11 protein-coding genes are annotated in these 15,154 nt (G+C 70.7%); 1 reads left to right on the top strand and 10 read right to left on the bottom strand.

Features of this window, described 5'->3' with window-relative positions:
* Position 1: 1 nt before the first annotated feature.
* The 10 genes from sbnA to AB0N27_RS04825 all read right to left on the bottom strand — a co-directional run bounded on the left by sbnA (position 2) and on the right by AB0N27_RS04825 (position 13,405).
* Positions 2–967: a 2,3-diaminopropionate biosynthesis protein SbnA gene (gene sbnA / locus AB0N27_RS04870; protein WP_364363201.1), complete on the bottom strand. Its 966-nt coding sequence runs from the start codon at positions 965–967 to the stop codon at positions 2–4.
* Between the two features lie 69 nt (positions 968–1,036).
* The gene (locus AB0N27_RS04865; protein WP_364363198.1) at positions 1,037–1,246 is read right to left on the bottom strand and encodes an MbtH family protein; all 210 of its coding nucleotides are present in this window, start codon (positions 1,244–1,246) and stop codon (positions 1,037–1,039) included.
* A 111-nt stretch (positions 1,247–1,357) separates the two neighbouring features.
* Positions 1,358–2,413, bottom strand: coding sequence for a phosphopantetheine-binding protein (locus AB0N27_RS04860; RefSeq protein ID WP_364363195.1), 1,056 nt, complete (start codon positions 2,411–2,413; stop codon positions 1,358–1,360).
* Between the two features lie 4 nt (positions 2,414–2,417).
* Positions 2,418–4,001, bottom strand: coding sequence for an AMP-binding protein (locus AB0N27_RS04855; RefSeq protein ID WP_364363192.1), 1,584 nt, complete (start codon positions 3,999–4,001; stop codon positions 2,418–2,420).
* A complete protein-coding gene (locus AB0N27_RS04850; RefSeq protein ID WP_364363189.1) occupies positions 3,998–5,860 on the bottom strand; it encodes an FAD/NAD(P)-binding protein in 1,863 nt (620 codons plus the stop codon). The genes AB0N27_RS04855 and AB0N27_RS04850 overlap by 4 nt, the downstream gene beginning before the upstream one ends.
* A gap of 196 nt (positions 5,861–6,056) precedes the next feature.
* Positions 6,057–6,830: a thioesterase domain-containing protein gene (locus tag AB0N27_RS04845; protein ID WP_364363186.1), complete on the bottom strand. Its 774-nt coding sequence runs from the start codon at positions 6,828–6,830 to the stop codon at positions 6,057–6,059.
* Positions 6,823–8,238 carry a condensation domain-containing protein gene (locus tag AB0N27_RS04840; RefSeq protein WP_364363183.1) on the bottom strand — a complete coding sequence of 472 codons (1,416 nt, stop codon included), beginning with the start codon at positions 8,236–8,238 and terminating at the stop codon, positions 6,823–6,825. Before AB0N27_RS04840 ends, AB0N27_RS04845 begins: the two co-directional genes overlap by 8 nt.
* Positions 8,228–9,811, bottom strand: coding sequence for an amino acid adenylation domain-containing protein (locus AB0N27_RS04835; RefSeq protein ID WP_364363180.1), 1,584 nt, complete (start codon positions 9,809–9,811; stop codon positions 8,228–8,230). The genes AB0N27_RS04840 and AB0N27_RS04835 overlap by 11 nt, the downstream gene beginning before the upstream one ends.
* Positions 9,808–10,098, bottom strand: coding sequence for a phosphopantetheine-binding protein (locus tag AB0N27_RS04830; RefSeq protein WP_364363178.1), 291 nt, complete (start codon positions 10,096–10,098; stop codon positions 9,808–9,810). The genes AB0N27_RS04835 and AB0N27_RS04830 overlap by 4 nt, the downstream gene beginning before the upstream one ends.
* Before the next feature lie 49 nt (positions 10,099–10,147).
* Positions 10,148–13,405 (bottom strand): condensation domain-containing protein, encoded by a 3,258-nt coding sequence (locus AB0N27_RS04825; protein WP_364363175.1) that lies wholly within the window; start codon positions 13,403–13,405, stop codon positions 10,148–10,150.
* A 408-nt stretch (positions 13,406–13,813) separates the two neighbouring features.
* Between AB0N27_RS04825 and AB0N27_RS04820 the strand changes: the two genes are divergently transcribed.
* A complete protein-coding gene (locus AB0N27_RS04820) occupies positions 13,814–14,995 on the top strand; it encodes an acyl-CoA dehydrogenase family protein (protein WP_364363172.1) in 1,182 nt (393 codons plus the stop codon).
* Positions 14,996–15,154: the final 159 nt, after the last annotated feature.

The raw sequence follows: 15,154 nt of genomic DNA, 5'->3' as shown, positions 1-15,154 counted from the left end.
CTCACCACCGCGCCAGGACCGAGTCGATGCCCGGGAAGTGCTCAGCCACCCACTTCTCGGAGTAGATGGTGTCGACGTACCGCTCGCCGGTGTCCGGCGAGATGGCCACCACCGGTTCGCCGTTGCGGAACGTCGGCGCCAGGCGGCGCACCGCGGCGAGCACCGTACCTGTGGACCCGCCGACCAGCAGGCCGTACCGCCGCGCCACGATGTGGCACGCCGAGACCGTCTCCACCTCGGGTACGACCACCCGCTCGTAGTCGCCCCGGTCGACGAGCAGCTCGGGACGGAGGCTCGCGCCCAGGCCGGGGATGAGGCGCGGGGCGCCGTGATCCGCGAAGAGGATCGATCCTTCGGAGTCGACGGCGATGATCCGGGTGGCCGGGCGGTTCTCGCGGAAGAACTCCAGACAGCCCATCAGCGTGCCGGAGGTGCTCACCCCGACGAGCACCGCGCCGACATCGGGCAGCTCTTCGAGAATGCTCCGGGCGGTCTGCCGGTAGTGGGCGGAACTGTTGGCCCGGTTGGCGTACTGGTTGGGCCAGAACAGTTTGCGGTCCTGCTTGAGCTGGGACCGGATGTAGTCGATCCGGGTCTGCAGAAAGCCGCCGTTGGCATCCCGGTCGGTGACGATCACCACAGTGGTGCCCTGCGCCCGCATCGTGCGGATGGCTGCCGCGTTGGTGTTGGGATCGGCGACGATCGTGAGACTGATCCCCCGGTTGACGCACACGGTTCCGAGTGCGATACCGAGGTTCCCGGAGGACGATTCGATGAGCCGGTCGCCAGGTCCGATTCCGGATCTGTCGATCAGATCCTCGATCAGCGCGACGGCGGTCTTCAGTTTGATGGACCCGGCGGGGTTGAGACCCTCCAACTTCAGGCTCAGGTCGACCCCGGGCACGAATCCGGCCAGGTCGAGGAAGATGTCGTCGGTGACAATCTCGTACGCGGCGTCAAAGATCATCGGGCCTCGCTACGCCAGTGGTGCGCGGTCGGCATCGGCCGGTGGGCCGGCTCCGTATCCGCTGGGCACTCAGCCATCCTGGGAGTGGACAAGGCTTGCCGGACGCATGTCCGTCCAGTGCTTCTCGATGTACTCGAGGCAGGCGGAGCGGGAGTCGTCGTCGTGGACGACGACCCAGCCGTCGGGACTTGCGACAGCGGCCGGCCACAGCGAGTACTGGGCTTCGTCGTTCACCAGAACGTGATATCGAGCGTCGGCGTCTTCGAACGGGTTGGACACGAGCACTCCTCGTTTCGTCGTTGATCACTTTCGCTCGACTGGCGGACCGGCCGTCTGCATCGATCGTCCGCGTCGCAGGCGGGCGGGGCATCTTGCCCGTTGCCGACGCCCTCATCGACGGGATCCGCTGGTCGAGGCGTCGACAAGCACGTCGATCCGACCGGCGAGGTCCTTGAGCACCGGGGTGTCGACGAGCACCCGGACGTTGAACTCCACGTTCCAGGTGCGACGGGCCGACAGCACCAGCCTGGTCGCGAGCATCGAGTCGCCACCGAGGTCGAAGAAGTTGTCGCCACGGCCCACCGCGTCGACGCCCAGGACCTCAGCCCACATGCGGGCCAGGGCGAGTTCGGTGTCGGTGAGCGGGTCGGCCTGCGCGTCGCGCTCCCGCACTCCCCCGTCGGCGGGTACGGGCTGCGCGACGCCGTGCAGGAACTCGAGCACTGCGGCACGCGCCTGGTCGTTGGCCGCCAGCTCCGGCCTGTCGCAGGGGACGCGTACGGTCCGCAGGTCGGTCGCGCCCAGCCAGCCGGCGTCGGCCGGATGGCCCTGCGAGATCACCTGGAGGACCGGGCCACGCGGCGGCGGCTGCTCGTCGTGGTGGGCCGACACGAGGAAGGTGAGCCACTCGACGTACACGCCCACCACGTTCTCCACCGGGCCGCTGACGTCGGCGTCACCGAACCCGAAGGCGGCCAGCGCGAGCCTCGCCCGCAGGCGCAGGTCCTCCCCGATGCGCCGCACCAGGGTCTCGGGGGTGGTGAGCAGCCCCTCGATGTCGAGCAGCGGGGGTCGTTCGACGTTCGGCGCGCGACCCTCGACCTGCCGCACGACCTCGTGGTATTCGTGCAGGATCTCCGACGGCGGGGTCCGCTGCGGGTCGAGCAGCACGATGGGCACCGGACCGGCGGGACCGGCCAGGAGCGCGGCCATCGCGACCGCCAGGGGCGCGGTCGCGCAGTAGGCGATCAGCGCGACCGGGCGGTCCGGCCCCAGCCGCGCGAAGAGGTCGCGGGCGTACGCCGGAGTCGTGAGCGCGGTCGGCATCGGCGAGGTCAGGACCTCCTGGCACTCGAATCCGGACCGGTCGAGGTGCAGCTCGCTGATGTGCGCCTCGGGCCGCCGGCCCGGGTAGTCGAGGATGAGAAGCAGTGGTTTGTCGGACACGGTCTCATCGCTCCCCTGCGTCGGCGGCTACCGCTGTGGTGCGGTTCGCCGGAGCCAGCAGCCGCGCGATGGCGGCACGATCGGCCTTTCCGCTCGACGTCCGTGGCAGGGACGGCAGCACCGAGATGGACGGTGGGACCGAGTACCAGGGCAGTTCCTCGCGGAGCGCGGCGAGCGCTGCGGTCCCGTCGAACTCCGCGTCGCCAGTGACGGTGACGGCGGCGCGCAGTTGGCGGGAGCCGGCGCCCAGGCTCACCGGGACGCAGATGGCCTCCACCACCCCGGGCTGTCTGCCCAGGCATGCCTCGACCTCGAGCGGGTTGACCCGGTACCCACGGATCTTCACCTCGTCGTCGGTACGGCCGAGGAAGTGCAGCACCCCGTTCTCCACGCTCGCCAGGTCACCGGTGCGAAAGGCCCTGGTGTGCCCGTGCGCGGTCGGCGGGATCCGCACGTACCGCTGCGCGTTCAACGTCGGCTGGTTCAGGTAGCCCAGTGCCAGGGGCGAGCCGGCGACGAGGAGTTCACCGACGTTCGAGTCACCGGAGTCGACGATGTCCAGCAGGACCTCGCAGCCCGGCAGTGGCAGGCCGATCGGTGCCAGCGCTGGCCACGAACTGCTCGGTCCGGTCAGCGTGTGCACGGACACGGTGTGCGACTCGCTCTGCCCGTAGTGGTTGTTGAGCACGCATCCGGGCAGCCTGTCGAAGAAGGTCCTGATCGCCGGCGTGCAGACCAACTGCTCGCCAGCGGTGTTGATCTCACGGAGGGCGAGGTTCGCCAACGAGTCGAACGCCGTCGCCGCCGTCGCCAGCATGTGCAGCGCGACGCAGGGCAGGAACAGCCGTTCGATCCGCTCGCGGGCGAGCCAGTCCAGCAGCTCGATCGGGTCCTGCCGCAGCTCCTCGGGCATGATGACGAGCGATCCGCCGCCGCCGAGCGTGCTGAGCGTCTCCTGGAACCAGATGTCGAAGTTCAGCGGTGCGAACTGTGCCGTCCGCAGGTCCTCGCGGACCGAGTGCTGCCGCTGCCAGGACGCCATGTTGTCGATGCAGCTGTGCGGCAGGGCCACCCCCTTGGGGTTCCCGGTGGACCCGGAGGTGTAGATGACGTAGACGGGCGTCTCCGGAGCGCAGCGGACGAACCGCAGGTCGGTCCCGGCCAGCGGGTCCACCTCGCTCCACGCCGGGATCGTGACCCGGCGCGGCGCCGGCAGCTCCGGGTCGGGTCCCGTGTGCAGCAGGACCTTGGCTCCGCTCTCGGCGAGCATGTAGGCCAGGCGTCGGCGCGGGAAGGTGCCGTCCAGCGGCAGGTAGGTGGCGCCCGCGCCGATGACGGCCCAGGCCGCGGCGACGATCGCCGCGGACCGGCGTCCGGTGACGGCGACCGTGTCGCCCGGGCCGACACCCGCGTCCCGAAGCAGCTCGCCGATGCGGGCGATCCAGGCGGCCAGCTCGCGGTAGGTCAGCTGGTGTTCCGGGTCGGCGACGGCGAGCGTCGCCGGCCGGAGGTCGAGCGATCGCTCGAACGAGTCGAGTACGCAGGACGGATCGGCCGTCCCACCCCAGAGTCCGGTTTCGGTGATCATCGCGAGGTGCCTCCCTCGAACGCGCTCACGATCTGTCCCGCACGCCGTACGTCCTCGACGAGTTCGTGCACCGCGCGGTCCACGTCGGACTGTGCGCGCTCGAAGCGTTCGGGTGAGGTGAGGTAGCCGTTGTAGAACGTCGCGCCCTCGCAGAGCAGGCCGAACGCCCAGATCCGGGCGGCGGGGGTGCCGTCCCGCGCGACGGGATGGCCCAGCGCGTCCACGTCGATCGACGCCACGACCGGGCTGTCGGGCCGGAACCGCCGGAGCACACCCCGTCTGGCCATCGCGCCGACCACTGTCGTGTCGTCGTGCAGGGAGCTGAGGCGGTCGGTGTAGCCCCGGTAGAGCCAGTCCGCGTGGACCGTGTGGCGGTCCGGCAACGCCGTCGAGGACAGGGCCCAGGAGCGGCTGTCATCGTCCCAGCTCACCAGGGGGTTCGGTCCCAGGGACATCGACACCACACCTGACCGCAGCAGCGTCAGGATGTTGGCGGACCGCTCCTCCTCCGGGCCGATCACCAGGCGGTTGATCGTCTCGGCGTGGTAGCGGTAGAACCGGTCCAGCGACGCGTCAGTCAGTCCCCCGAACTCGACCGCGTACCGGATGGTGTCGCGGACCTCGCGACACATCTCGGTCGCCGCCTTGAACGGGCTCCCCTCGAATCCCCGGGCCGCCTGGGCGATGTCGGCGGCCATCCACGACTCCAGCGACCGCTGGTACGCCTCCCCGTCCGCCGGCGGCGCGAGGTCCTTGGCGCTCGGCGTCACGGTCCCGTGGTACGCCAGCTCGGGGTCGAACTCGTCGGGCCCGGGCAGGTCGTCGAGCGCGGGCAGGCGACCGTCGGCGACCGCGGCACGCGCACGCAGGAGGAACGCCTCGGCGTCCTCGGTGCCGGTCTGCTGGAGGATCGTCGCCCGACGGTACGCCACCCGCAGTTCGAGCATGAGCAGCGGCAGGACGTCCCTGTCGAAGTCCAGTTGCGGCGTCGCGGCCCGCAGCCTGTCGATCGCCGAACGGGTGAACGCGACGGGCTCGTACGCCACGACCGACGACGGCGCGGGCCGCGCGCGGTACGGCAGGCCGGACCGGGAGAACACGACGATCCGCGGCTCACGGCCGCTGGGCACGTACCGCTCCGGTGTGACAGTCCGGTCGAACCTGCCGCCCCGCCCCACGGTCAACGCGAGGATCGCGTCCGTCGCCGTCAGACCGAGGCCCGCGATGGCGATGGTCTCCGACGGCTGGACGGACGCGAGCTGCCCGGGCAGCGGGTAGGGCCTGCCGATCAGTCGCCCCGCCGAACCGTCCCGGTCGTCTGGCGGCCGGGAGGGGCGCTGGCCGACCGTCACGAAGACATAGTCGGCCTCGATGTGGTCGCCGTTGTCGAGCGACAGGATCGACGTGTCACCCTTTCGCCGCAGATCCGCGGCGGCGGACACGTGCGGGATCAGTCGCACGTTCTCCGGGGCGTTGTCCCGCAGACGCCTGTAGAACGACAGCAGATACTCCCCGAAGACCCGCCGGGGCAGATTGTCGTTCGGGCGTACCAGACGCCCCTGAGTGCCCACCGTGAAGCCGTCCCGCGCCACCCGCAGCCCTCGTTCACGCGCCCAGTCGAAGAGGGTGGGCCCGCTCAGCGGAGGCGCCTGGGAGACGGACCTGGGAGACGGGTACATCGAGACGTACGCGCAGGCGTGATTGAGCAGCAGGTAGTCCGGCTGGTGGACGTCGTACTGTTGGGGCTGGGCGGGGTTGGGGTCGACCAGGTGCAGGTCGAACGTCAACTCCTCGTCAACGAGGGCCGCGTGGCTGATGAGACGCTCCAGAACACTGAGCCCCCGGACACCGACGCCCACGATCGCAACAGTGACCGATTTTCTCCGTTGGTCCGGCGCGTACTGCTCATCCATCGCAGACCCTCCAAATAAGCGGCAATGGGCCGACGACCGCACACCGCATCGGCGGCCGTCACTGACAATTCCAGTCCCGTACGATCCGTCACACCTTCGCGATTGCCGCCGTCAGCGCTGCTGGCCCGCCATCGCGCGGCGATTACACCCGCAGGTCAGCGGCTATCCGCTCGAGCACCGCCGGGGACTTCTCGAAGATCGCGAAATGGTCACCGTCGAGCACGAGTTGCGCGTACCTGTCGCTGGTTTCCCGCTCCCAGCCGGCGACCTGTTCCGGCGCCGCGAAATGGTCACGCGTGCTGGCGAACGCCGTGATGGGGACCGGCAGACGCGGTTCGGGGTGGTAGCTGTAGATCTCGTTGACGTGGAAGTCGGCGACGAGCAACGGTTGGATCAGCTCCAGCATCACCGGCTCCGCCAGGATCTCCTCGGGCGTTCCACCCAGCCGGCGCAGCACCACCGCCAGCTCGTCCGCCGGCAGCCCGGCCAGCTCGGTCCTGATCATCGGGATGCTCGGTGCACGCCGGCCGGCCACGAAGAGGTGGACCGGCAGGGGACCGCCCAGACGGCGGATCTCACGGACGACCTCGAAGGCGCAGAGCGCCCCGGTGCTGTGGCCGAAGATGGCGTACGGCTGTCGTACCGTCCTGAGCACCTCCGGCGCGAGCTGCCGGGCGATCTCCACGGCCGAGGTCAGGGGCTGTTCGGAGCGTCGCGTCTCCCGGCCTGGCGGTTGGACGGGGCAGGCCGCGATCGCCGGCGGCAGGTCGCGGCCCCACGCCCGGTAGACCGCCGCACCGGCGCCGGCATGTGGCAGGCACAGCAGGCGGACCGCCGCGTCCTCGCCGGTCCCGAACGGGAACCACTGGTTTCTGGGCCGCACCCGTCCGGCGCTGCTCCCCGCGCCGCTACGCACGCTCGCTCCCGGCGGCGGCGGAGATCCGGCCGAGCGGCTCGTCGGGCGCGGCGACGCCGTACGCCAGCAGTGACAGGAACCGGCCGGCCGCCTCCGCCACGGTGGCCGGGTCGAAGGTCTCGGCCTCGTAGTTCCACTCGCCCGAGTACCCGCCGTCCCGGCCGGCCACCAGGTTGAGCTGTAGCGCGAACTTGGCGTACCGCTCCGGAAGGCGGATCACCTCCGCGGTGACGTCGGGAAGCGAGAACGGCTCCCACTCCATGTCGTCGACGACGATCGCCACATCGCACGGCGGCGGCGCGTCGGGGGCGGTGCCCTCGCGCGCCAGCTGGACGATCACCGGGTACGGGACGCCGCGATGCTGCATGGCGCCCAGGATCTCCGCCTTGGCGGCCCTGGCGAGCGCCCGGAACGACATGTCGGCCGTGACGGCCAGCCGCATCGGCAGCAGGCCGATGAGGACGCCGATCACGTCGTCGACCTCGGCTGACCCGCGCAGCGACATCGGCGTCCCGAAGATCACCTCATCGGACTCGCCGTACTGCCACAGCATCGCGGCCATCGCCGCCGCGAAGACGCCGAACGGTGTGGTCCGCAGTGCCCGGCTCGCGTCGCGTACCGCCTGGCCGAGTTCGGGGCTGATCTCGAAGGCGTGATGTCCGGCCATCGCGTTCCGCCGTCGGGCGTACTCCGGCCACCAGGCCGGGAGCGTGCCCGGGAGTGGCTCGTCGTCGCCCGTCGCCGCCCCGGACACCGGCCGGGCCGGCGGGATGGTGCACGACCGGGGAGCGTCCCGCACCCGCTCGCGCCAGTAGTCGAGGTTCGTCGGGTCCAGCCCCGCGGCCCGCTGGGCGATGGCGAGTTCGCCCGCCTGCACAGGCAGCGGCTCCAGGCCGGGCTCCAGGCCGCGTACCCGGGCGGTGTAGAAGTGCTTCAGTTCCCGCTGGAAGATGTTCAGCGACCAGTCGTCGATGACCGCGTGGTGGAGCTGCACCACCAGGACGACCTCGTCCGGGGACACGCGGACCAGCCACGAGCGCATGGGCGACTCGCCCAGGTCGAGCGGTTTGCCGACGATCCGGCCCAGTTCGTCGTCGAGCGCCACCGGCGGGCAGGAGAGCTTCTCCAGGCGTACCGGATCCGGGCCGGTGACCAACTGCACCGGTTCCTCGTTCCACTCGGTCAGCCGGGTACGGAGCACCTCGTGACGAGCGACGATCTGACTGAGCGCCCATTCGAGCGCGTCGACGTCGAGTCGTCCCGTGATCCGGCACACCCAGGCTTCCACGTGTCGGGACGATCCGTCCCACAGGGCGTCGTCGATCCACAGCCCCTGCTGCTCGCGGCTCATCGGGAAGATCCGCGAGCGCGTGCCCGCGCCGGGGTTGGCGTCCAGTTCACCGCTCATCGTTGCGCCCCGCCCGGACTCGGGTGGCGGGCCGCGAGATCCGGGCGATCTCGTGCAGCGCCGCGCGGTCGACCTTGCCGTTCGCGGTCACCGGATACTGCGTCAGGCCGCGGATGGTCTGCGGCACCAGGTACGCGGGCAACAGCCGACGCAGTTGATCGTGCACCCGCAGGGGGTCGTCCGACGGAGCGGACGGATCGGCCTCCGATCTCGGGACCTGGTACACCAGCGCCAGCCGGACCGGCACACCGTCGCTGTTGGTCACCGCGAAGGCGACGCAGTTGCGCACGTCCGGCAGCGAGCCGGCCACCGACTCGATCTCGGCGAGTTCGATCCGCTGCCCGTTGATCTTGACCTGGCGATCGCGCCGGCCGCGGTAGTGCAGGACGCCGTCGTCGTCCCACACCCCCATGTCGCCGGTCCGGTAGATCCGATCCGGGACCCCGTCGATGTCGACCGTCGGGAACTTCTCCCGGGTCAACTCCGGCTGCGCCAGGTAGCCGTTCGCCAGGCCCTGACCAACGATGCAGATCTCGCCCTCCCGACCGGGGCCGCAGCGCGTGCCGCGCTCGTCGAGCAGCACCACGCCGGTACCCCGGACCGGCGTGCCGACAGGCACTCCCCCGGGCACGTCGCAGTCCGCGGGCACCAGCCGCCGCAGCGTCGTGATCATGCAGCTCTCGGCGGGCCCGTAGGCGTTCCAGAGCGGAAGGTCGGGATGGTGGGTCAGGAAGCCCCGCACGTGCTCCGGCGACGCCTTCTCACCACCCGTGTAGACGTGGGCAAGGCCGTCGAAGCAGCCCGGCGCCACGTCGACGAACAGGTTGAACACCGAGGTGGTGATCCACAATGTGTCGACCCCGTGCCTCGACACGACGTGCCGCAGCGTGTTCGGCAACAGGTGGCTCTCCGCGACCAGCACCACGGTGCCGCCCGTCGTGAGCTGCCCCCACAGCTCGAACGCGTACATGTCCCAGGGCAGCGCCGCGAACTGCGGCGTCGCGTGGCCGGGACCGAAGCCGTCGAGGCCCTCGGGGCCGAAGAGCCGCGTCACCGCCTGGTGCGGCGACAGCACGCCCTTGGGGACGCCCGTCGTGCCGGAGGTGAAGAAGACCGTCGCGGGCGAGTCCGGTGGCACCGACACCGGGTCGTACGCACGGGCGCGCCACGCCGCGTCGTCGATGCCGCCGCCCGAGGGCTGGTACCTGTCGAACCGGCCGTCCCACCTGTCGTCCGTGGTGACCGTCACCGCCGGCGAGATGAGATCGAGGATGAGTTTCTGGCGCTCCGCCGGCCAGCTCGGGTCCAGATTCGTGTAGGCCGCGCCGGTCTTGAGGACTGCCAGTTGCAGCGCCACCATCTCCGGCGAGCGGTCCAGCAGGATCGGTACGACCTGCCCCGGCCCGACGCCACTGTCGGCCAGGTCGGCGGCGTAGGTGTTCGCGGCCGTGTCCAGCGTGCGGTAACTGATCGCCCGGTCCTGCCAGATCAGTGCGGGCGCGTCGGGGTCGCGCGTCGCGTGCGCGGCGACGGCCTCGTGGATCAGCGGCTGGGAACTGCTCGGTGCGCTCATGCCTCGGCCGCCAGCGCGGACTCGGACCACACCCGCAGGGCGAAATCCGCGACGACGTCGTTCATGAACAGCCAGGCCGGCTCCGCCCGCCAGCCACGCTCCTGTTCGAGGCGGGCGCAGATCTTGATGGCCGCGAGCGAGGTGCCACCGAAATCATAGAAACTGTCGGTACGACCGACCCGGTCGACAGCGAGCACGTCAGCGATGATGTGCGCGACCGACTGCTCCACCTCGCCATCCGGCGCTACATAGGCACTGTCAACGAACTGTTCCCTGGATTCACTCATCGAGATCCTCTGGTCGAGCCACGATTGTCGATTGACTGTGGTACCGGTACTACTCACCCGTGGCGGACGACCCGACCCGCGCGCCGCTGGGGACATCGCCCAGGTGCGCGCTCACCGCGCCGACCGACGGGTTGGCGAAGAAGGTCTTGAGGGGCAACTCCACACCGAAACGATCAGTGATCCGCGCGACGAGGACTGCCGCCAGCAGGGAGTGCCCGCCCAGGTCGAAGAAGCTGTCGCCGACCCCCACCCGGTCCACGCCGAGCACCTGCGCGAACAGCTCGGACAGGATCTCCTCCTGCGGCGAGGCCGGCGCCCCGTCACCAGCATCCGCCTCCGCGGCTGGTGCGGTCTGCTCCTCGACAGGCGCCGCGAACTCCAGGGTTCCGTCCGGACGCCACCGGACCACATCGCCGGTCCGGAACATCCGCTCACCCACGCCGAACGGGCAGGCGACGAACCGCTCCGCCGTCGCCCCCGGCCGACCCAGGTATCCCCGGGCCAGCGGCGCACCGGCCACGTACAGCTCACCGTCGACTCCCGGCGGCACCGGCCGCAACCGGTCATCGAGCACGAACACCCGCGTGTTCCAGATCGGACGCCCCATCGGTACGACGAGACCGCTGTCGTCGCCAACGCGGTGCGCGACACAGCCGACCGTGCACTCCTCCGGTCCGTACTCGCGGTGGATCTCCGCACCGCCGCGCGACCAGTTGTGTGCCAGCGACGACGGAAGGGTCTCACCGGCGACGACGAGCACCGTCTGCCGCTCGACGACCCGGTCCTCCTGCCCGGCCATCGCCCGCAGGTCCGAGGGCTTGAGCCGGACCGGCGCCACCGGATCCGCCGCGCCGTTGTGGACTGCGGTCAGCGGTCCGCCGTCCTGCGGGAGCAGCGCGACGGTGGCCCCGGCGAGCAGCGGCACCAGGATCGAGCTGATGTCGGGGCCGGACGACACAGGGACGGCCACCGGCGCCGTGCCTCCCGCCTCGACGCGATAGGTGTCGGCGGCCCAGGCGCAGTAGTTGACGACGCCGCGGTGGGTGACAGTGACGCCATGGGGGGCGTCCGTCGGGCCGGCCGGGTGGACCACGTACGCCGGGTGGTCGGGGTGCAGCGCGGCGGCCCGCTCGTCGTCGGCGAGGGCGGTCCCCGGCACGCTCGCCAGCGCGGCGCGGGTGGCGGGGTCGTCCAGAATCATCACCGGGGGGCCATCCGCCGTGGGTACGCCGGCGGCAGTGGCCTCGTCGGTGAGCAGGACCGCCGGCCGGGCGTCGGCGAGGACGAGGTCGACCTCCCCGGCGGGCCGGCCCAGATCGACCGGCAGGTACGCGGCACCGGCCTTGAGCACGCCCAGCAGCGCGACGGCCAGCAGCTCGCCGCGCGGCAGAGCGACAGCCACCGACTGCTCCGGGCCGACCCCGCCGGCGGCCAGGTGCCTGGCGAGCTGGTTGGCGCGGTGGTCGAGCGCGGCGTAGGAGAGGCTGCTCCCGCCGGAGAGCACCGCCGTGGCGTCCGGCGTCCGGGCCGCCTGCTGCTCGAACAGCCGCGGCAGGGTGTGCTCGGGCACCGACCGGTAGGTGTCGTTCCACTCGTGCAGGATCCGCTGCCGCTCGGCATCGTCCAGCAACTCGTGCTCGCTGACCGGCCGGGCCGGGTCGTCGGCGACCTGGCGCAGCAGTCGGGTGAGTCGTTCGGCGAGGGCCTCGACAGTCGATTCGTCGAAGAGGTCGGTGGCGTACTCGAAGGTGGCACGGATGCCCGCAGGTGAGCCGTCGGCGTTGTGCAGCGGGCGGACGAAGAGCGACAGGTCGAACTTCGTCGTCTCGTGGCCGACCGCCTCGGGCTCGATCCGCAGGCCGGGCAGCTGCCACCGGCGGGTCACCGCGTTGTCGGAGATGAGCATCACCTGGAACAGCGAATGCCGGGACACCGAACGGGCCGGGTTGAGGATCTCCACCAGGCGCTCGAAGGGCACGTCCTGGTTGCTGTAAGCGGCGAGGTCGGTCTCGCGGATGCGGGCCAGCAGCTCGGTGAAGCTCGGGTCGCCGCTCAGGTCGGCGCGCAGCACGAGGGTGTTGACGAAGAAGCCGACCAGGTCGTGGACCGCTTCGTCGGACCGGCCGGCCACCGGCGTACCGATCGGGATGTCGGTGCCCGCGCCGCACCGCGCCAGCAGGGCCGCCAGCCCGGCATGCAGCACCATGAACAGCGTCGTCTTGTGCGCGGCCGCCAGCGCCTCCAGTCCACGGTGCAGTCCGGCGTCCAGTGTGATCCCGACGGCGCCGCCACGGTCGGTCGGTTCGATCGGGCGCGGCCGGTCGTACGGCAGCCTCAGCTCGTCGGGCAGGCCCCGCAGCGCGGAGGTCCAGTAGTCGACCTGGTCGGACAGGAGGTTGCTCGCCTGGACGCCGTCACCGAGCAGGTCACGCTCCCACATGGTGTAGTCCGCGTACTGCGCGGGCAGCTCGGCCCACCGTGGCGCCTGGCCCTCCGCGCGGGCCCGGTACGCCTCGGCCAGGTCGCGCATCAGGATGCCCATCGACCACCCGTCGCAGGCGATGTGGTGGGTCATCAGCAGCAGCACATGCTCCTGGGGCGCCAGCCGGAACAACCAGGCCCGGACCGGCAGCGCCGTCGCCAGGTCGAAGACGTGTCGCGTGGCCTGCTCGAGAAGGCTGGGCAGGGTCGCCGGATCCGCCTCCACCACCGTCACGTCCGGCGTCGCCTCGGCGGCCTCGATGATCTGCTGGTACGGCTGGCCGTCCACCTCGGGGAAGACCGTACGCAGCGACTCGTGCCGCCCGACCACATCGTGCAGCGCCGCCCGCAGCGCGTCCACGTCCAACCGGCCCTGCAACCGCCAGGCGAACGGCATGTTGTAGACCGAGCTCGGTCCGTTGAGCCGGGCCAGGAACCACAGCCGCCGCTGGGCGAACGACAGTGGCAGCCGCTCGGGCCGCGACGTGGCCACCAGCGCAGGCCGGGAACTGCCGGCCTCCCCCATGGCCTTGGCCAACTGCGCCACCGTCGGATTCCAGAACAGCGCACGGACCGGGACCTCCACGCCGAACACCGCGCGGATGCGGCTGATCAGCCGGATGGCCCGCAGGGACTGGCCGCCCAGATTGAAGAAGCTGTCCTCGACTCCCACCCGGTCGACGCCCAGCACCTGTGCGAACAGCTCGCACAGGATCTCTTCGCGCGGCGACGCCGGCTCCCGGCCGCGAACCGGGCCGTCGGGCGCCGGAATCGGCGGTACCCCCGCGTCAGGCTTCCCACCATCGGCGTCGAAGCGATTAGCCATGGTCATCCCCATCCTGGCTGGAACGAATCGATCCGCGCTGGCTGACCGACAGGCGGAAGCAGGTGCAGGTTCGCTGCGTGCAGCGCTCTGGGAGCGTCGCAGCCGCGCCACCCGACTCCACCTCCGATCTTGCTCGGGCGGTTCGACGGGATCAGGCGACCGTTGTCGGCCGCCGGGCGCCGTGAACGCTCGTGTCAGTGCCGGACAGTGTTCGAATCTGGGCCGCCGCGCCGTCCCCCGGCATCTCCGGTGCTGCTCCACACTGAGGTGGGTCAGCCAGGCCGGCCGAGCAGCAACCGGGAAGGCGCGGCGGACCGTCCGGCCTGGAAACGTCTGGAAGGCCGCTGGTTCCGATCTCGGGCCCTGTGACGCAGCGCGGCAGCGGGACACCTGCTATGGAGAAACTCGATGGAGATTACCCAGGCGCCGCCCAAGGATGAGCTCGTTCGTCGCGCCTCCGCGCTTGTCCCGCTCCTGCGGGAAAAAGCTCTCTGGATGGAGGAGAACCGGCGGATCCACGACGAGGTCATCGAGGCGATCACCGACGCGGGCATCCTGAAGATGCGGGTGCCGGTCCGCTACGGCGGATACGAGTCCGACATGGGCACTGTCGTGGACGTCCTGGCGGAGCTGGGGCGCGGCGACGGCTCAACCGCGTGGACGGTCGCGGTGTGGTCGATCAGCACCTGGATGACGGGGCTGTTCCCCGACGAGGTGCAGGACGAGATCTTCGCGACTCCTGACGTGCGGATCAGCGGGATCCTCAGTCCCGGCGCCGTGGCCGTCCCGGCCGACGGCGGTTTCGTCATCAACGGGAAGTGGTCGTTCAACACGGGCGCTCAACAGAGCACCTGGAACACGAACGCCGCAGTCACGCCTACCGGTGACGGTGGCTTCGCACCGGTCATGGTGGCGGTCCCGATCGCCGACCTGGAGATCATCGACGACTGGCACACCTCGGGTCTGCGCGGTTCCGGCAGCATCACCACGATCGCCAAGGATGTCTTCATCCCGGCGGAGCGGGTGCTGCAGATGGGCCCGGTGCTGCAGGGTCAGCACCGGTCCGAGCGGAACGCGAACGCGACGATCTACCAGGCCCCCTTCATGCCTACCGCGTGCGCCACCATCAGCGCGCCGGCCCTCGGTCTGGCCATGGCCGCGAAGGACGCCTTCCTGGAACGACTGCCCGGCCGGAAGATCACCTACACCAACTACGAGAACCAGGCCGAGGCGCCCATCACCCACCTGGAGATCGCCGAGGCGATCACCAACATCGACGAGGTCGGCTTCCACGCCCGCCGCGCGGCGGACATGATCGACACCAAGGGCCGGGCGGGCGAGGCCTGGACGCTCGAGGAGCGGGCTCGCGTACGACTCGACCTGGGCGCCGCCTGCCAGCGGGCCAAGGAGGCGGTCGACATCCTGCAGGGTGCGAGCGGCGGCTCCTCCATCCACCAGGACGTGCCGATCCAGCGCATCCAGCGGGACGTGCAGGCGCTCAACCTGCACGCCATCCTGCACCCCAAGACGAACCTGGAGCTGTACGGCCGGATCGTCTGCGGGCTGGACAGCAACACGCCGTTCGTCTGATCGGCGCGTCCGTCACCGTGCCGCGACCGTGAACACCGCCACCGATGGTGGCTGGACGGTTGGCGGCGCCTGATCTCACCGCCCCGGAAGGCCGTCCGCCGTTCGCCGCACGGCACCGTGGTGCCGGCTGTGGACAGCGGGCGGCCTCCCGGGGCGACC

Origin of the sequence: Micromonospora sp. NPDC093244, from assembly GCF_040683695.1 — a bacterium.
Lineage (GTDB): Bacteria > Actinomycetota > Actinomycetes > Mycobacteriales > Micromonosporaceae > Micromonospora.
This window is presented reverse-complemented; position numbering and strand designations above follow the sequence as displayed.